Below are 19,451 nucleotides of genomic sequence, written 5' to 3'. Positions count from 1 at the left end.
CCCGCTCGACTTGCATGTGTTAAGCCTGCCGCCAGCGTTCAATCTGAGCCATGATCAAACTCTTCAGTTAAAATCATTTCGAACTTTATAAGTAAAGTTCTTAAACTTGGCTCATCAATTTTCTGACTTAAATTTCGCTCAAATAAACTTCGAGTAATTTAAACCAATCAATCAATGAAAATAATTTCGATCAATCAACCAGTAAAAATCCACACAAGTTGTTCTTCATAATCTCTTAATGATCTTCTTGCTACTTCGTCAGTAGCAAGCTAGGTCGGCTATATTACTCTCTATCTCTAGAAAGTCAACCAGTAATGAAAATTATTTTTAAACTTCCTTCCTAAAACCCAACTCAACCATTTCATGCTAAGTTACTGTTTTATCAGAAGTTTTAATCTTCATCACCGCCGATGGATGTGCATTCTACAGTATTTCAGGGGGCTTGCAATACCTTTTTCAAATAAATCTTACCGCATGTCTAATTTTTAGCCTTTTATGAAGTTTTTATTCATTTATTATACAATTTTGCTTAAATTACGCCTATTCCTAGTAATACAGTTTATTATTCCGGGTTAAACAACGCCACTATACTCAGAACAAGGCTTTGGGGTTTCCTTATGCATCGCTCTATTTATTTATCTTTATGCTTATTTTCTTTGGCCTTTAGCCCATTAATTTTTGCTGAAGACACTATTCAGGCTGAACAGACTGAAATAGAAACTGAATCTTCTGCTACTACTGCTACGGTTCCACTCAGAGAAAAAATATCTTCCAAGGTGAGTCATCTGCAAACCCAGCTAAAAGTCGATGCTAGCGCTGCACAGGCTGAAGAAGTTAAAGATCCTTTCCAGGGCTGGAATAGAAAGGTGTATCAATTTAATGATGCAATCGATCAGGCAGTTGTTCGCCCCATTGCGGTTCAGTATCAGGAAAAGGTTCCTCAAGATGTGCGTGGCAGCTATACCCAGTTCCGTAGCAATTTAGGTGAACCATGGAATGCGGTAAACCAGTTGATTCAGGGCCGTCCTGCTCGTGCAGCAAAATCTTTGGGCCGTTTTACCATTAATACCTTAACTACTTTAGGTCTGGCAGACCCAGCCCGTCGTCTGGGACTGGATCATGAAGATGAAAAGTTCGGGATTACGCTAGGTTATTATGGTGTACCTTCCGGTCCTTATGTGATGTTACCGTTCCTAGGCCCAAGTTCTGTGCGTGATACTTTCGGTATGGCAGTCGATAGCCAGACCCGTCCACAGAAATATATTCTTGAAGATGATGAAGGCTTGTATTGGGGTGATCAATTCTGGCGTGCAATTGATAATCGTGCAGAATTACTTGATATTGAAGGTGTGTTAACAGGTGATCGTTATGCACAAATTCGCGATATTTATTTGCAACGTACCAATTATATGATCGCCCAGAAAAAAGGTCTGGAACAGGAATCTTTATTCCTTGAAGATGACTTCGATGATGAAAATCTTGAAGATGAATCTTTCGATGAAAATGAGACTGAATCTTCTAGTGATGACCTTTGAAACCTAAGCTCAATGATGATTTGCTAGCGAAAACCGTTCGCTAGCAATCATTTGCTTGTTATAGTACATCTTATAACTCATCCCAGGATCGAACTACCTGTCTATGTATTTCATTCAACCTACCCGTGATATTCCTTATTTAGATCAAGTGCTTGAGAAGCTTCCGCACGTTCAAGTAATCAAGCTGGAAGATCACGAGTTGTACGATGCGACGATTATTGCCATTGCAGATGTACATGATTATCTGAAATATAAGTGGAACCTTCCGACTGTCGTATTAGCGCTGGAAAATGAAGGAACAGCCTTGGCACAAGCTTGGGAACAAGGTGCTTTGGCAGGCTGGATCTGGGATAAACTGCCTGAACAACCCGATATCGCATTACAAAAAATCGATGCGCAATATAAGCGTAATCAGGATAGTCGTGATCTTCCTTCAGCAGCAGAGCTACAAAAACGTTTGCTACCGAATGAAATTGAATTAACCAATTATGCGGTTGAAACCTATTTTCAGCCTTCTGCCTATCTATCTGGCGATTGGTATGATTACTGGAAAATCAGCGATAAAGAAGTCATTTTCTATCTGGCAGATGTTTCTGGTCATGGCGTTACCAGCAGTTTATTAACATCCTGGATGGCAGCCTTTCATGGACGTTCGAAAACGCCTCGTGAGCTGATCAAGAAGCTGAACGGGATGCTGGTTCAGGAAAATATTGAAAAACATATTACCATGATTGCCGGAATTCTGAATCTGGAAACCCATGTCTTGAAATGGTCTAGTGCTGGCCACTACCCTCCTCCGATTATCTTTGAACCGAATCAGGAACCAAAAATCCTGTCATCCAGCAGCTTTCCTCTTGGTCTGACCGAAGACCTTGAGGTAGAAGAAAATGAATATATCCTCAGCCGCAATGCACGATTTATTATCTGTTCAGATGGAGCATTGGAGCCGTTTAACGGCGGTCTGAATGAACAATTTTCCCAATTATTGCATCACTTACAGAACGAATCCTTCGAAGCACCCGAACATGTTGCCGACGATATTGCCATTCTCAGCTTTATAAGAGTGAAATAGCAGTATAATCACAAGCTTTATAAGCACTTAATTTGATTGCGACTTTCAGCTACTTGAGTATCCGTAGACCCTATGGGATAATTTAATATCCTTCTCTGCAAATGGCATTTATATGTCAACAGGTCATGTTGAATATGCAAGCTTGAATGGAACGCATATTTTTAAGCTTATCGGCGAAGTGCGGGCCCAATCTTGTATTAGTCTAGACAAATTACTGAACAAACTTGAGCAGCAGGACAACGTTGTTGGCGCAATTGTTGATCTGACTGAAACCAGCTTTATTGACAGCACTGTACTGGGTGTCCTAGCAAAATTAGGACTTAAACTTAAGCAGCTCCATAAGATCCAGGCGGTGATGTTGTCGACTAACTCTGATATCACGACTCTGGCCAACAGTATGGGCTTGGGGCAGGTCTTTGTCATTTTGGATTACTGCGGTGATTCAAATGTATGTACGCGTAAACTGATGGAAGAACATGTGACGCATCAAGCAATGCTGAAAACTGTTCTAGATGCACACAAGACTTTAATGCGGTTAAATCAGAGCAACCAGAATATGTTTGAGCCCTTGGTCAAACAGTTGCAAAAAGAACAAGATAATCTAGATCAAGTGTCTGAACAAAAGGTATGAACACACAATAAGGAATCCCTATGACTTTACTTTCTGTTGCACAGATGAATTCCCAAAATGAAATTGAGCAAAATTTCATGACCATCGAATCATTAATTCAACAAAGTAAAGCAAAAGGTGCTGAGCTTATTGTCTTTCCTGAAAATTTCGTCTGTTTTGCTGCTGGTAAGCAGCGCGAAACTGCAGCTCAATTCGAGAGCATTCAACAACGTCTGGAACAACTAGCGCATCAATATCAGATCTGGATTATCGCAGGGACATTACCCTGTCCTTATCGTCCTGATGGTTCGATTATTGAAGATGGCCGGGTTAGAACCGTAAGTCTGTGTATTAGTCCAGAAAAAACTGAAGCTCGCTATGACAAGATTCACCTCTTTGACGTGCAGGTCGGTGATGCTGTTGGGGGCTATCAGGAATCCCAATTCTTTGAACCAGGTACCGATGTCGTCGTTGCGAAGACGCCTTTTGGCAATATTGGCATGATGGTCTGCTATGACCTGCGCTTCCCTGAACTTGCGCTTCATTTACGTACACAAGGTGCAAATATTTTGACTGCGCCATCTGCCTTTACCTTCACCACTGGCCAAATGCACTGGCAATTATTATTGCAAGCACGTGCTATGGATACCCAATGCACAGTTCTCGGTGCTGCTCAACAGGGTTGGCATGGTGAAAAACGTCAAACTTGGGGACATGCCGCTGCCACAAACAGCCGTGGTCAACTTCTCGATATGGTGCATGCGGAAGGCGCACAGATTATTACGGTTGATTTTGATTTGACTGGGCAGGCCAAAGTGCGTGAGTCTATGCCACTCATGCAGCATCGCAAGCTACTAAAGTTCTCTTAAGTCAGACTTTTTACCGCATTCTCATTCGCTTGCATAAATTAACAAAATCCCTGCTTATTCTTCCCTAGAAATTATGGAGCATAGAAGTTCCATAAAAGAACAAGCAGGAAATACTCTCATGTCATTAGAAAAAGCAGTATATACCGCACGTGCCAAAGCTACAGGCGGTCGAGATGGCCGTGCAACCTCTGACGATCAGATTTTGGATGTGAAACTGGCAGTGCCCAAGGAAATGGGTGGCCCAGGTGGCGGGACCAATCCTGAACAATTGTTCGCTGCAGGTTATTCAGCCTGTTTTTTAGGTGCCATGAAGTTTGTTGCCAACCGGGATAAAATCAATATTAGCAAAGATGCCTATATTGAAGGTGAAGTTGGCATTGGTCCGATTCCTACCGGTTTTGGCATTGAAGTGACTTTAAATATTCATTTAGAAGGAATGGAACAGGACGAAGCTCAAAAGCTGGTCGATGCCGCACACATCGTTTGTCCTTATTCAAATGCAACCCGAAACAATATTGATGTTACTTTGAATGTCATCACCTAAGTCTACATAAGCATTCCACTCTCTATCCTGAAAAATCAGAAGTCATTTCAGGATAGAGTTGATCATTCTTATAAAATATTGATAAAAATTACTTTGTGCTATTTCATAGAAAAATGATCACTTGAGATATTTACTTAAGAAAACTGTGCCTTCCTATCCCATCGAATAAAAATTTACTCTGCCGCCTCATTGGTTACACGCAAAACTTCTTCAATCGTGGTTTTTCCAGCCAGCACTTTACGTAAACCATCATCGCGAATTGAACCAGATTGCTGACGTGCATAGGTTTCCAGCTCATATTCAGCCGCATTACCATGAATCAGACGGCGCATATGCTCATCAACCGGTACAATTTCATAAATGGCGGTACGTCCACTAAAGCCCGTATTCCCACAGCGTTCACAACCGTGCGGTTGAGGTAATCTTAAATCCTGTGGATGCTCAATATGTTCAAACAGATTCTGTTCAAATGCATCTGCATCTTTCCAGGTTGCACAATGCGGACATAAGGTACGCACCAGACGCTGAGCAACTACCCCAATTAAGGAGCTGGATAGCAAGAATGGCTCAATTCCCATGTCTTTTAAACGGGTCACTGCACCAATCGCAGTATTGGTATGCAGCGTTGACAATACCAAGTGACCTGTCAGTGAGGCTTGAACTGCAATTTCTGCGGTTTCCAGATCACGAATCTCACCGACCATTACCACATCTGGATCCTGACGCAGCATAGCTTTTAAGGCACGGGCAAAGGTCATATCGACTTTGGTATTTACCTGAGTCTGACCAATCCCTTCTAACTGATATTCGACCGGATCTTCGGCCGTCAGGATATTTTTGGAACCATCATTTAGATCAGAAAGTGCTGCATATAAGGTAGTGGTCTTACCCGAACCGGTAGGTCCAGTCACCAGAATAATGCCATGAGGACGATGCACCAGGGTCTTGAGTCGATCATAATCGTTATTCATCAAGCCCAGATGAGTCATATTTAGACGGCCAGCCTGTTTGTCTAGCAATCGCATCACCACCCGCTCCCCATAAGAGGATGGCAAGGTTGAAACACGGACATCGACTTCACGCCCTGCCAGACGCAAGGAAATACGTCCATCCTGAGGAATACGTTTTTCTGCAATGTCCAGCTTGGCCATGACCTTGATCCGTGATACCAGTAATGGCGCCAGCTCACGACGTGGCTGCACAATTTCACGCAACTGCCCATCGACACGCAAGCGTACGGAAAGTCGTTTTTCGAAAGATTCCACATGGATATCTGAGGCGCCAACACGGATCGCTTCCGACAACAAGGCATTGATCAGACGGACAATAGGCGCATCATCTTCCTGATCCATCAGGTCTTCGGCTTCAGGAACCGAATCGGCAAGGCTTAATAAATCAGGATGATCTTCCAGACCGGCAGCCACCTGCTGTGACTCACCGCTATCGCCGGCAAAACTGGAACTGAGTAACTGATTGAATTCTTGTTCTGTACAATGTTGATACTGAGCCGGATGACCCAGCAAACGGCGTGCTTCCTGTAATGCAAGCATAGACGTATTGTCACGACGGACAATAAAAGCCTGATCCCCCTCATAACGCAACAGCACACCATGACGTTTCGCAAAGCTATACGGGATTTGTAATTGTTTCAGTACTTGCATCGCAGATTATAATAATGATGAAAAAATTTAAATTGAGTGTACTCTAAGCATATGACAGCGTGAAGTATGTTTTCAAAGATTTAGCAAGAAAGGATGCCAACATTGCCCCTAGATCAAGAGGAATTAAACCTGCAGTCTCCCAGAATTCAATGGTGGGGAGAGCAAAGTTTTGAAATTAACGAGTCCAAGGCCTGGCAATTTGGCTCACTACTCTTTCGTTTGACCCGGGGTTTACAGGAATGGCGGCTAGAATATTATCGCCCGACGGTTCAGTACGATTATGAACAGCAATGGCATCAGATCAGTGATCCACTGTTTGCATTTCCGACCCCAGTGAAAATTGAACGTTATATGTTCAAATCTACCCAAAGCAAGTTACAGCTTATGCCTCGTCTGGCGAATCGCTCCGTAGTAATTAAACCGGTTGATCCGATTTATATTCCGGCTGGACAACGTGGAACCCTCTATATCAGCACCCCGCTATGGATTGCCGGTTTTGTCGAAGGTCAACGTGAACCGATTTTTGATCTTCCAGTGATTTTACCGAAAGATACCTGGTTTGGGCCAAATCACCGTTCCGGTGAAATTTGCTATGCTACCGCAGTTGATGGCCGGACTGAATTGCAACAATTACGTCCTCGTGCATTCCGTGCTGTGACTCCAATTGAGTTTCATAATACCAGTCAGCAGCAACTGCGTTTCGATCGGATGAATGTTCCAGTACCTGCATTGCCTCTCTTTTATAGTGCCAGCACTGAACGTCTGTGGACCTCGCAGATTAAGGTTTTGCATGAAGGTCTGGATCGCCCACCCCGGATCCGGGTGGAAAACCGTACCCCGCCCAATGCGGGTGAAGTGGATTATTTACACCCACCGCGTGATCCGGCGGGAAATTTATTTAATATGTTTGATTCATTTTTCTAAGAGCGTGTGATGCCAAATTCGAATATTCCAACCGAAGTCACCAACAGTCTCAAGGGAGTATTTACCAATATTAATACCGATCGCCTGACTGAAATCGTCGTCGCGGTTGTGCTGTGTTTTATTGGTTTCCTGATCGCACGTTTTTTTTCGAATGCTTTTATCCGTACTATTGGTATACGCTTTAATGCGCATCAGCAAATGGTCTGGCGCCGCGGGATTTTCTACTTTATTTTCCTGCTGTTTGTGATGGCGAGTTTGAAGGAAGCCGGATTTAAACTCAGTGTCTTTCTCGGTGCAGCAGGTATTTTAACCGTCGCACTGGGTTTCGCATCCCAAACCTCTGCATCCAACCTGATCAGCGGTATCTTCCTGATTGGTGAAGGATCTTTTGAAGTAGGTGATACCATTCAGATTACACTGATTCGTGGACATACCGTTGAAGGTGAAGTGATTTCGATTGATCTGCTCTCGGTTAAACTACTTACCCAAGACAATATTTATGTACGCTTGCCGAACGAACAACTGATTCGGGCTCCGGTACACAACTTGTCCAAGTTTCCAATCCGGCGTATTCCGATTACCTTGGCTATTAATTTCTATGAAGACATCATCAAAGTGCGTGAAGTACTGCTGGATGTTGCCAATAAATATCCACTGGTTCTTGCCGATCCAAAACCGGCTGTTACAGTCACCGCCTTCCGTGAATCTTCGATTGAACTTTTGTTTGCGATTTGGTGTCAGCAGGAAAATTATCTAAAAGTCCGCGATGAGATGCAGGAACGAATCCGAAATGGCTTTCTCGATAACCAGATTGAAATTCCGGTACCGAAAATGGGCTTTGTTGATCATCCACTGGCTCGCCCACTGGAAAATGAAGATATTGATCAATATGCCAATGAAAAGGAGCTGAAGAGAGAGCCGGATTTAAAATAACTTTTTCTAAATGCCTCCTAACCTCCCTTTACTAAGGGAGGAACTGTCATAAAAAGCCTGTCTTTCTCTTACACATCGCTTAAAGCAGTGCTTTAAGCTCGTTCAGGGTTTGGAGAGATTAAATTAACGCTCAAATCTAGTAATTTAGATTCAAACCCTTTTCTCCCCATCCGGCATCGGTGCAATATACGCAATCAGTAGCATGACCCCACCGGCCAGCAAGAATGAAATCACACGCGTCAGTGTACCTGTATGAGACAGGTCGAATAACACCAGCTTCAAGCTGACAATCACCAGAATACTGCCTCCTAAAATCCATATCGGTTTAAGCCTTTTTAGCGTAGCCGTCCACATGGTCGCCCAAGCCAGTAATACCCAAAGAATCGTCAGGCTTAGCTGTACTGTAGCATTACTCCACAATTCCAGACTATTGAATGGTGTTTGCAGATAGATATGTAGGGCCCGTAATACAATATAGCTCGACAGCCATAACAGGCTCAGCACCATCAGTACCGACATCATACCGCGATCGTGTCCTGCCCGAATCTGCTGCAACAGCATCCATAGGAAACTGGCAAGCATGGCCAGACTGATCAGGTCAAATGGATTAAATAAAGGTAACCAGTAATACTGGAAAGCTTGCTGGTTAAACAGTTGTGAGCATATTAACCAAGCTCCCATTAATACCAAGCAGTTTTTACTCTGCCAGAGTAAGCGCCACTCCGAATTTTCTTTTTGTCGATAACACCAGAACCAGAATACCAAAGGCAGAATTACCATACTGAGATAAGGCATGCTCGGTATTAGGCATACACTAGCCAAAGTCAGGCTGGCAAATACCCCAAAGCTCATCCACTCTTTGGATAAATCAATTCCTTTCACCGGTCTTAACCATAAAGCAGCCAGCAATAATGATGAAAGTGCAAAGATTCCACGCTCCAAAGCACTTGGCCAGACCAGAATCCCATTTTCGCTATAATCAACAGCCAGCAAAATCGCAATGATCACCAATGGCGTAAGACCGCTCCATTTTGGCAATAACCAGCACCATTCCTGATGCTTGCGCTGTATGATTTCACTTAGAACCGTATAACCCAGTCCAAGACTGAATAAACTATAAATATAAGCCTGTTCATGAGCAAACTCATCTTCAAGCAAGGCAAACAACATCAGGGTCGAAGCAAAACTGAGAATGCTCAGAAAACTGATACTTAAACTATTGAGCTGCTGGCGGTATTTGGCTTTAAGCTGACTCAGGAAGACGACGGCGACATAACAAAAGCTGAGAATCCAGAAAATTTTCCGCGGTGTGGGATTAAGCTCGATCAGATAGTAAACACTACTGAAGCCTGCCATGATCAGCAGTCCCATACTCAGATAATGCGCAACCCGAATATTCTTTTCCAATGCCCAGAGATAAATCAGTGCTCCTTCAACCGCCCAACCCACTACGCTCCACTGCTCTGTCAATAAAATGGGTGGAACCAAAGCCAGAAAGATCAGCATCAAGCTGAGATAACTTTGGGAAATGACCTGAATACTTTCTCTACGACGCACTAAAGTCCAACAGATTGCAAATATCCCAGCAAATAACAGACTAAGCCCGGCTTGCCAAAGCTTCTGATCAGGCTGATTGAAATGAATCAGATACAGGAAAATATATGCGGTAATCGGTGCAGCAAAAATCAGGACAAGATCCAGAACCGGTTTTAAACGAAAACGCGAAAGATCCTGCCGAGCCAGTAACTGGCTAAAACGAAAGCCCAGCCAGATGAATACCGCACTATGTGCCAGAATCAGAGCGGTCATGGTATAATGCTCGTATGTATGACCATGAATCAGGCTATACATCCCACCTACTATGACTGTGACCAGAAAGGCAATCTGGTTCAGGATTTTCCAAGGCCGCAAACTGCTGAGTAACAGCACGCCGATATTAATCAGCAGATAATAACTGATGAACTCAACCGCAGAAGCATCTCGGGTCGGCAAGGTAAACGGCGCCAGATAGGCAATGAATAAAGCCATAACTGCCAGCTCAATACTTTCCTGTTTCAAGCTTAAGTACAGCGTAATTGCTAAAATGACCAAGAACACCAGAGCTGCCAGTGGCAACGTGGCAATCACCAGATTGTAGTAGGCAAAGAACAAGGTCAGAAATAGTGCCCCTAATCCCAAGCCTTCCAGTGCCAGACCGAAACTGCGGTTTTTAGCGATCAGGGTATAACCCAATCCGGTAACAACAACAGCAGATAAGGCGACCAGTCCTAATTTCACCGCCAAGCTCAGCTGCCAGTGCTCTGTCGCAAAACGTAGTAATAAAATGATTCCGATCACCAAAATGGCGATCGCAGCTTTAAGGACCGGATTTCCTCGAAAAATCCACTGCTGGATCTGATCCAGCAATTGTGGTTGATCTGGACTAGCTTGAGCAGCAATGGGTAAAGGAATATCGGGTTGAGTGATTTCTGGATGAGTCTGATCTGCTGACCGGTAACGAGATTGCAACTGAACTATGTTACGTTCCAAACGTTGTAACCAGCGTAATAGAAAGAAAATCCAAGCGGTAATGCCGATCCCCATCAGCCAGTTAAGCTCAGTCACGCCTCCGACAATGGCGATAATAGAAGAAATATACAGCGGTATTTTAGAATTGGCTGGCACAATCACCTGCGTCGGTGCAGCCAGATCCCGCACGGGCGCTTCAATGGCACTGATATATTGCATCACGCTGATCAGGAAACCCAGACCAGTGAGATAAGTCACGATCTGCAATTCCAGATACCATGCACTTATCCCCACAATTACCAGACTAATCAGCCAGATCATACGCAATTCATTTTGCCCTGCCGTCATTCTTCTCGTTCTCGTTCCTTAACCATGTCATCATACAACAGCTTGTACTGCTTATTTCATCTTCACCCGATATTCGCTAAGCTGTAGAAACCGACTTGCCCCTGCGAGTGCAGTAAAAATCACGTACAATAAAACTGTTTTTTGAATAAGGAATTGATTACATGCCACCATTTGTCTTGGTCGATGGCTCTTACTTTTTATTTCGTGCCTTTCATGCACTACCACCATTAACCACGTCAACCGGTCTGCACACCAATGCAATTCGTGGTGCGATTTCTGCTATTCAAAAACTGATGCGCCGTACCCAGCCAACCCATATGGCGGTGATTTTCGACACGCCTGAACCGACTTTCCGTCACGAGCTATCACCTATTTATAAAGGTGACCGTCCGAGCATGCCGGAAGAACTGTCACAGCAAATTCCATACTTACATGCCTTGATTCGTGCTTTGGGCATTCCCCTGCATATGCTGCCAGGTGCGGAAGCGGATGACATTATTGGTACACTGGCTAAACGTGCTGAAGCTTTAGGCCATCAGGTGCTGATTTCGACTGGTGATAAAGACATGGCACAGCTGGTGACTGATAAAGTGACCCTGGAAGACAGTTTCAAAGAAAAACCAATGGATGTTGATGGGGTTTTTGAAAAGTTTGGTGTATGGCCAAACCAGATCATTGACTATCTGACCCTGATGGGCGATGCCTCAGACGGTATTATGGGTGTGCCTGGGATTGGGGCGAAAACTGCAGCCAAATTACTCAATGAATATGGCTCGATTGGTGGCATTCTGGAAAATGTCGACAAGATCAAAGGTAAAGTGGGTCAGAATATTAAAGACAATACCGATGGCATTGCACTGGATCATCAATTGGCCAGCATCATTTGCGATCTGGATTTAAGCTTCACTTATGATGACCTGAAACTTCAGGATCCAAATGTAGAAGCTTTACGTAATCTGTATACTGAACTGGAATTCCGTAACCAGCTGCAATCACTGGATCATCCAAATAATCCCAATAACCGTAATTATAAACAGGCTACCCAATCGATTACTGCCAAAGCAGCACCTGAACCTCAGGAAGCCGATGACCAGCAGGCAACACTAAGCAGTGATAACGATCAGCTCGGAGAGGCGACTTATCATACCGTCTTGACTCAGGAAGATTGGAGTAAGCTGTTTGAACGTTTAAATACTGAAAAACGCTTTGCTTTTGATACTGAAACCACCAGTCTGGACTATCGTATTGCACAGATTGTCGGTTTTTCGGTGGCTTTTGATGCCCAGGATGCCTATTACGTACCGCTAGCACATGATTATGAAGGTGCGCCAGAACAGCTCAATCGTGAAGAAATTCTGGCTCAGATCAAACCGATTCTAGAAAATGAAGCCATTCAGAAAATTGGCCACCATCTGAAATATGATGCGCATGTTCTGGAAAATCACGGCATTCATCTGGTGGGCTGGTATTTTGATACCATGCTGGCTTCTTATGTATTGAACTCAGTTGCCACTCGCCACGGTATGGATGATGTGGCTCGTCTGTACTTAAGCCACTTAACCACCACTTATGAACAGGTGGCGGGTAAAGGCGCCAAACAAAAAACTTTCAATAAAATCGAGATCGAAACTGCAGCGCATTATGCGGCAGAAGATGCGCATGTGACTTATCGCTTGTTTGAAGTACTCAGCAAAAAGCTGCAGACTTATCCTGAACTGGTCAATATTCTGTACAATATTGAAATGCCTGTAGCGCGTGTGCTGACCAGTATGGAAGAAAATGGCATCCGACTGGATCTGGCTTTCCTGGATCAGCTCGGTTGTGAGTTCGCTCAAACCATGCAGAATCTAGAAAATCAGATCACGGAAATAGCCGGTGAAGCGTTTAATGTTAGCTCCCCTAAGCAGGTCGGTGAAGTTCTGTTTGACAAACTGGGCCTAAAAGGTGGTAAAAAGACCTCTACCGGTCAGTACAGTACCAGCGAAAGTGTACTGGAAAAACTGGAACACCCGATTGCTGAACTGATTTTGGAATATCGCGGTCTGTCTAAACTGAAAAGTACCTATACCGATGGTCTATGCAAACAGGCCAATAACGAAACCCATCGTGTGCATACCAGTTATCATCAGGCACTCACAGCCACTGGCCGTTTATCGTCTACTGATCCAAACCTGCAAAACATTCCAATTCGTGCGGAAATCGGACGTCAGATTCGTAAGGCCTTTATTGCACCTGAAGGTCGTGTCTTACTCGCAGCCGATTATTCACAGATTGAATTGCGTCTGATGGCACATTTATCTCAGGATGATGCGCTAGTAGATGCCTTTAACCATGGACAGGATGTGCATCGCCGTACCGCAGCTGAGGTTCTGGGTATCCCGCTTGAAGAAGTGACCAATGATCAGCGTCGTCAGGCCAAAGCCGTGAATTTCGGTCTGCTCTATGGCATGTCTGAATTTGGTCTGACCCGTCAGTTAGGTTTCACCCGTCAGGAATCACAGGAATATATCAAACAGTATTTCCGCCGCTATCCGGGAATTTATGAATATATGCAGCGTACCCGTCAGGTGGCATTGGAACAAGGCTTCGTTGAAACTATTCTAGGTCGCCGTTTATACACACCTGATATCGATGCCCGTAACATGATGGTCCGCAAAGCCGCTGAACGTGCGGCGATTAATGCACCATTACAAGGTTCAGCTGCAGACATTATCAAAATGGCGATGATTGAGGTTGATAAAATGCTACCTAAAGATCAGGCCAAAATGCTGCTACAAGTGCACGATGAATTGGTATTTGAAGTCGATGAAGCGATTGCAGATGAACTGGCTCCTCAACTGGCCGAAGTGATGCAATCTGTGATTGAAATCTCTGTGCCTTTGGTCGTGGAAGTCGGTAAAGGCATGAACTGGGATGAAGCGCATTAATACTAAAGCTCCTTCCTCCTTTTAGGAGGAAGGTTGGGATAGAGGTTATTTAAATTTATAGACCTCACCCTAACCCTCTCCTACAAGGAGAGGGAATTTTCTTGAAATAAAAAAGGACGCCTAAGCGTCCTTTTTCTTTAGGGTTTGATTAAAGACCGGTTAGCAACACAATTGCCACCTGATTCATAATCATTTCAATTACGATCAATGCCAAAATTGCCAGAATTGGAGACAGATCGATCATTCCCATATTCGGCATGATACGACGGAACGGTGCCAATAATGGCTCTGCAAGTTCCTGAACTACCTCAATATAAGGTGAACGGGATTGCGTAAACATCACCACCCAGCTCAAAATAATTGTTGCAAAAATCAGGTAACGACAGAAACGGATCAAATCCTGCATCATGGTAACGAAGGTTAGAATAAGCAAATGGATTGGACCATTTGGCATTCCCCCAGACAAATACATGATGCCAAAAATTTTCAGCAAATACAGCACGACCAAAAGTGCCAGTGCAGCAGTATTCACCCGGCCTTTACCTGCAGTTGGGAAAATACGCCCAAACACATCTACAATTTTAGTCGCTTTGACAGTAGATAGAACGACAGGATTATAAGGACTCACCGCGGCTAATTGCATTAAAAAGCGGAAGAATACGAGCAAAATCGCGACGTTAATGATAATGCCAAAAATTAGCGCAGAATTTGCACCCATACTTGAACGTTCCTAAAAATTAAACTGATAGATTATTTGCTATTGTCACTGAGCTCTTGGGCCAGTTCCTGACTACGTTTTTGCGCAGCAGCAAGCGCTGCCTGAATATTCTGAGAAATCTGCGCGCGATCAAACACTTCCAATGCCGCCTGAGTTGTACCATTCGGAGATGTTACATTCTTACGTAGCTCTGCCGGTGTATTCGAACTGGTGATCGCCATTTGCGCTGCCCCCAAAGCAGTTTGCAATGTCAATGCAGTAGCTACTTTTTCATCCAGACCTAAATTCTTGCCTGCACGAATCATGCTTTCCATCATATAGAAGAAGTAAGCAGGTCCTGAACCAGAGACTGCAGTTACGGCATCAATCTGAGCTTCTGAGTTTACCCAAATTGTCAGACCGGTAGAAGCCAAAACCTGACTCGCCAGCTCACGGTCATCATTACCCACTTCTGCATTGGCAAATAAACCATGTGCACCAGTCTGTACCAATGCGGGTGTATTCGGCATCACACGGACAATACGATCAGTACCCAATAGCGCAGATAGTGTTGCAATCTCGGCACCCGCAACAATTGAAATCACCAGCTTGCCATCAAGTAAACCTTGAAGTGGTTTTAACACACCAGCTAAAACCTGTGGTTTGACTGCAAACAGGACGATATCCGCATCTTTAATAGCAGCAATATTATCATCGGTGACATTGACTTCTTTTTCTGCAAGAAGTGAGCGTACTTTCTCAACCGGATCAGAAACTGTAATACGCGTTGCTGGCAACCCCTGCGAAATCAGCCCGCCAATCAAGGCTTGAGCCATATTACCGCCACCAATAAAACTAATATTACAATTTAAAGCTGCACTCATGTTTAATGCTCGTCGTTGAATTCTAAAGTTGAAGAAACCGAAATGGGTAGCCATCCCCCTGCTTCACAATATGCAGATTGAGCTAACCAAAATCCTTTAGGTGTAAACACGCCTAGCATAACATTATCTGTGCTTAATATTTGAATAGTATGCCGAGTCCAGGGAAATATTTGCGCTTCCTGAATAGCTTTTTTGAGCGGCCAGTGTCCCACCCGTCCATAGAGATGGATTTTTTCACCCCCCTTCCGTTGCCGTAAATACAAGGGTTGTCCTAATAAAGTGGGAGATAATCCTATCTCAGCCCTTTGAATCCTGAATTGACCGGAAGGAAGATGAACCTGATCTTTATTCTGTAAAATGATCTGCTGTTCGGCTACAGTCGATTGTTGGTCAACCAGATAAACTTCAGCTTTTAGGCGATGCAACTGCTGCTGATAACGCACATAGTAATAACCCGACCAATGCAGCGCTGCTTGAGCATCTGGTTTCGCTCCAATTACTTCAGCCTGTACACGCTCAACCATGTCCAGAGAGGGACGATATTGTCCTTCGCCTTTCATCCAGACCGAGAGTAACTGACGCTGCCGTGCTTTGGATAAACTTGAGAATGAAGATAGATCGAGAATTTCGGCGTTACCACAGAGTTTGAGATCCTGCTCTAATACTTCTTGCAGAATGTTTTGTGCATCCTGCATCAGTTCACTGGTACGAGCCAAGGCAGACTGCATTTTCGGATAGCGATGACTTAAGACTGGCCACAGCACCTGACGTGCCCAGGCACGGTCATAATGAGTATCCTGATTAGTCGGATCTTCAATATTCTGGATATTTAAATCTGCTGCCCATTGGCAAATCTGCTCACGAGAAATATCCAGCAGTGGCCGCCAGATGGTTAAATCTGTCCGTATATCGATCGCTTTCATGGCAGCCAGACCATCAATCCCTGCACCAGAAAGTAAGCGCAACATCAAAGTTTCTGCCTGATCCTGCTGATGGTGAGCCAAGACCAGAATTTCATTGGGCCGAAGATGCCGTAAATAAGCTTGATACCGTGATTGGCGAGCCTGTGATTCCAGATTGCCGCTGGCAACATGGACGGGCTGAATGATGCAAGGAATATTTAGTTGCTGACACTGATGCTGGACAAAAGTGCCCCATTCATTGCTGATACTTTGCAATTGATGATCAACATAAATCGCGCGGATTTTTTTCGGGTACAAAAAAAACATCAGATGCAGCAACAGCATAGAATCTACGCCGCCACTGCATCCGATTAGAAATTTTGTTTCTGCAGGAAATTCCTGCAGTTGCTTTAAGATGCCAGACCTAAATTGTCGCTGCCAAACTTCATTAAACGTTGGTAACGTGCTTCGCATCGTGCTTGTGGTTCCATTGCTTGCAGTTCATTTAAAGCTTCTTTCAGGACTGCTTTCAGTTGGTACATGACTTCATCCGGATCCAGATGTGCACCTTCACCTTCATCAACCACATATTCAACAATGCCCATCTTTTGCAATTTTTCAGCAGTCAATGCCAAAGCTTCACTGGCCTGTTCGGCTTTTTCTGCAGTTTTCCACAGAATAGACGCACAGCCTTCTGGTGAAATCACTGAATAAATACTGTGAGAGAGCATCACTACACGATCTGCCACACCAATCCCGAGTGCACCACCTGAACCGCCTTCACCCAAAACTGTAGCAATTACAGGCACTTTCAGATTAGAAAGTTGCGCCAAACTTGATGCAATCGCTTCAGCCTGACCACGCTCTTCCGCACCCACACCCGGGTATGCACCCATGGTATCAATAAAGGTGAAGACTGGCAGATTAAAACGTTCCGCCATATCTAACAGACGCTGAGCTTTACGATAACCTTCCGGATTACTCATGCCAAAATTATGCTGTAATTTTTCACGGGTACTACGACCACGGTGCTGCCCCACGATCATCACCGGCTGTCCATCGAAACGTGCCAGACCACCGATCATTGCGCCATCATCACCATAGAGACGGTCGCCATGCAAAGCATCAAATTCAGTGAATATTTCACCTACATAGTCCAGAAATTGTGGACGTTCCGGATGACGAGCAATCTGTACTGTCGTCCATGCTTTTGATGGGGTAGCTTTATTTTTCATAGGTCAACCGTTTTCATCCCTATAAAGGTATTAATTAACAAATTGTTCAGATTGAACCGAGAGCTCGATCTCCCAATTTTTAAACTGCACCTGTTCATCATGCAGTTCAGCAATCAGCAATGGCCATTGTTTGGCATCGCCAGAAATGCTGAGCTGCCATTGTTGCGCATTCTTGACCTTGAGTTCAATGGCAGGAAGCATCTCATCGCTACGACTGTGATTGACCAAAACCGCCAGACGCAGCAGCAAACAAAGCTGTAAAAGTTTAGTTCCGCCGACTTTCATCACATCATGCTTGGCATCAGCGCGCAATTTGCGGCGATGGTGTGCGACCAAATGTGACAAATAATTCTGATCTACCTGCGAAAAACCGGCAATGTCAGAATGTTGCAATAAATAGGCACCGTGGCGGTGATAACCGCTATGACTGATCGCCAAACCAATTTCATGCAAATAAGCGGCGCGACGGAGTAAATCACTGTCCTCGCTATATAGGCCAAGATCAGCTGCTACATCATCAAACAGTTCTTGTGCAGTCTGCACTACACGTTCGGCCTGCTTGGCATCAGCATTATAACGACCAATCAAGGCATGAACTGAACGATCACGGATATCTTCATGCTTGAAACGGCCCAAGAGGTCATACATCACGCCTTCACGTAATGCACCATCTGAATACACCAGATATGGAATATTCAACACATCAAATACCGCATATAAAATGGCAATTCCTGCAGGCAAAACTGCACGGCGGTCATCTTTCAGACCTTCAAACTCCATGTCCGAAACATGTTTATATTTGAATAATTTGTCTTTAAGTTTTTCCAGACCTTCACGGGTGAGCTGTTCTTTATCATTGCTCCAGCCCATATTGACACAGATCTGGCGACAGGCTTTGATCGTACCACTCGAACCAACTACCGCATCCCAACCGGCAGATTTATAAGTATTGGCAATGCCTGAAATTTCTTTACGTGCCGCAGTCACTGCCTTATCAAATGCTTTATGGGTGATTTCACCATCAGCAAAGAATTTCTTGGTAAAAGTCACACATCCCATCTGCACAGATTCGGTATGAATGGGTTCGAATTCCTCCCCAATAATCAGTTCAGTCGAACCACCACCAATATCGACTACTAGACGACGGCCAGTATTGGCCATGGTATGCGACACACCGAGATAAATTAGACGCGCTTCTTCGCGACCAGCAATAATTTCAATCGGTTTTGGTAAAATTTCAGCTGCTTTCTGAATAAATTCATGACCATTTTTGGCCTGACGCAAAGCATTCGTTGCCACAATCCGTAAGCGGTTCGGTTGTACCGATCCCAAGCGTCCGACAAAACGGGCCAGACAAGCCAAACCGCGCTGCTGTGCGGCTTCAGTCAAATTTTTATTTTCATCCAGTCCCGCAGCAAGTTGAACCTTTTCTGACATTGATGCGACTTTTTTCACTTCGCCATGATCCACCCGGGCAATCGCCAAATGAAAACTGTTTGATCCCATATCGATGGCTGCGAGTAATTCTTCATCAATCAAAAAATCAGACATTCTAGAAATAAACCTTTTAAGAATTGTGCTTAGAGTAATTCACAACCATGCAATTTAAAAGCCATTTGTCAGGACAATTTCGCGTAATTATTTTTTTCATTTATAGGACAATTGTATGAGGCGATGGTGACTATCGTGATCATCCATTAGACAAAACAACATTAAAGCTTGAAAATTTACAGATTCCCCTACATTGTTAAAGATGGCTATGTAATACTAATAATTATAGTTATCTTTATAAAATTAATTCT

At 44.1% G+C, this 19,451-nt stretch carries 15 protein-coding genes and 1 rRNA gene; 8 read left to right on the top strand and 8 right to left on the bottom strand.

What is annotated here, in order from left to right; genetic code table 11:
• A 16S ribosomal RNA gene (locus FTV25_RS15980) occupies positions 1-70 on the bottom strand; the annotation flags it as partial.
• A gap of 547 nt (positions 71-617) precedes the next feature.
• Between FTV25_RS15980 and FTV25_RS08775 the strand changes: the two genes are divergently transcribed.
• From FTV25_RS08775 to FTV25_RS08755, 5 genes are all read left to right on the top strand, one after another.
• Entirely contained in the window at positions 618-1,535 is a 918-nt protein-coding gene (locus FTV25_RS08775) for a VacJ family lipoprotein (RefSeq protein ID WP_180002875.1), read from the top strand.
• 103 nt (positions 1,536-1,638) lie between these two features.
• Complete coding sequence (gene gigA, locus FTV25_RS08770) at positions 1,639-2,607, top strand: RsbU family protein phosphatase GigA (RefSeq protein ID WP_159123042.1); 969 nt, start codon at positions 1,639-1,641, stop codon at positions 2,605-2,607.
• 112 nt (positions 2,608-2,719) lie between these two features.
• Positions 2,720-3,238, top strand: coding sequence for an anti-anti-sigma factor GigB (gene gigB / locus FTV25_RS08765; protein WP_004783532.1), 519 nt, complete (start codon positions 2,720-2,722; stop codon positions 3,236-3,238).
• Positions 3,239-3,258: 20 nt separating this feature from the next.
• Positions 3,259-4,086 carry a carbon-nitrogen hydrolase family protein gene (locus FTV25_RS08760; RefSeq protein ID WP_180002877.1) on the top strand — a complete coding sequence of 276 codons (828 nt, stop codon included), beginning with the start codon at positions 3,259-3,261 and terminating at the stop codon, positions 4,084-4,086.
• A gap of 118 nt (positions 4,087-4,204) precedes the next feature.
• A complete protein-coding gene (locus FTV25_RS08755) occupies positions 4,205-4,630 on the top strand; it encodes an organic hydroperoxide resistance protein (protein ID WP_004783539.1) in 426 nt (141 codons plus the stop codon).
• 173 nt (positions 4,631-4,803) lie between these two features.
• On the opposite strand, the gene gspE is transcribed toward FTV25_RS08755, so the two are convergent.
• Positions 4,804-6,291 carry a type II secretion system ATPase GspE gene (gspE, locus tag FTV25_RS08750; protein ID WP_180002879.1) on the bottom strand — a complete coding sequence of 496 codons (1,488 nt, stop codon included), beginning with the start codon at positions 6,289-6,291 and terminating at the stop codon, positions 4,804-4,806.
• 93 nt (positions 6,292-6,384) lie between these two features.
• Between gspE and FTV25_RS08745 the strand changes: the two genes are divergently transcribed.
• Entirely contained in the window at positions 6,385-7,215 is an 831-nt protein-coding gene (locus tag FTV25_RS08745; protein WP_159123045.1) for a hypothetical protein, read from the top strand.
• Between the two features lie 9 nt (positions 7,216-7,224).
• Positions 7,225-8,148, top strand: coding sequence for a mechanosensitive ion channel family protein (locus FTV25_RS08740; protein WP_180002882.1), 924 nt, complete (start codon positions 7,225-7,227; stop codon positions 8,146-8,148).
• A 150-nt stretch (positions 8,149-8,298) separates the two neighbouring features.
• Here FTV25_RS08740 and FTV25_RS08735 read toward each other — a convergent pair whose 3' ends face one another.
• Positions 8,299-11,004, bottom strand: coding sequence for a DUF2339 domain-containing protein (locus tag FTV25_RS08735; RefSeq protein WP_180002884.1), 2,706 nt, complete (start codon positions 11,002-11,004; stop codon positions 8,299-8,301).
• A gap of 161 nt (positions 11,005-11,165) precedes the next feature.
• Between FTV25_RS08735 and polA the strand changes: the two genes are divergently transcribed.
• Complete coding sequence (gene polA / locus FTV25_RS08730) at positions 11,166-13,931, top strand: DNA polymerase I (protein ID WP_180002886.1); 2,766 nt, start codon at positions 11,166-11,168, stop codon at positions 13,929-13,931.
• Positions 13,932-14,079: 148 nt separating this feature from the next.
• On the opposite strand, the gene FTV25_RS08725 is transcribed toward polA, so the two are convergent.
• The 5 genes from FTV25_RS08725 to ppx are packed head-to-tail and all read right to left on the bottom strand — an operon-like array spanning position 14,080 to position 19,200.
• Positions 14,080-14,649, bottom strand: coding sequence for a YggT family protein (locus FTV25_RS08725; RefSeq protein WP_004783550.1), 570 nt, complete (start codon positions 14,647-14,649; stop codon positions 14,080-14,082).
• Positions 14,650-14,681: 32 nt separating this feature from the next.
• Positions 14,682-15,512 carry a pyrroline-5-carboxylate reductase gene (gene proC, locus FTV25_RS08720; RefSeq protein WP_004783553.1) on the bottom strand — a complete coding sequence of 277 codons (831 nt, stop codon included), beginning with the start codon at positions 15,510-15,512 and terminating at the stop codon, positions 14,682-14,684.
• A 2-nt stretch (positions 15,513-15,514) separates the two neighbouring features.
• Entirely contained in the window at positions 15,515-16,888 is a 1,374-nt protein-coding gene (gene tilS, locus FTV25_RS08715) for a tRNA lysidine(34) synthetase TilS (RefSeq protein WP_180002897.1), read from the bottom strand.
• Positions 16,825-17,649, bottom strand: a complete 825-nt coding sequence (locus tag FTV25_RS08710; RefSeq protein ID WP_004783557.1) for an acetyl-CoA carboxylase carboxyltransferase subunit alpha — start codon at positions 17,647-17,649, stop codon at positions 16,825-16,827. The genes tilS and FTV25_RS08710 overlap by 64 nt, the downstream gene beginning before the upstream one ends.
• A gap of 30 nt (positions 17,650-17,679) precedes the next feature.
• Positions 17,680-19,200, bottom strand: coding sequence for an exopolyphosphatase (ppx, locus tag FTV25_RS08705; RefSeq protein ID WP_180002899.1), 1,521 nt, complete (start codon positions 19,198-19,200; stop codon positions 17,680-17,682).
• Positions 19,201-19,451: the final 251 nt, after the last annotated feature.

It is taken from the genome of Acinetobacter sp. YH12249, assembly GCF_013417475.1.
In the GTDB taxonomy this organism is placed as follows: Bacteria; Pseudomonadota; Gammaproteobacteria; order Pseudomonadales; family Moraxellaceae; genus Acinetobacter.
Note: the sequence above shows the minus strand (reverse complement) of the source record. Positions and strands in the feature narration are given on the sequence as shown.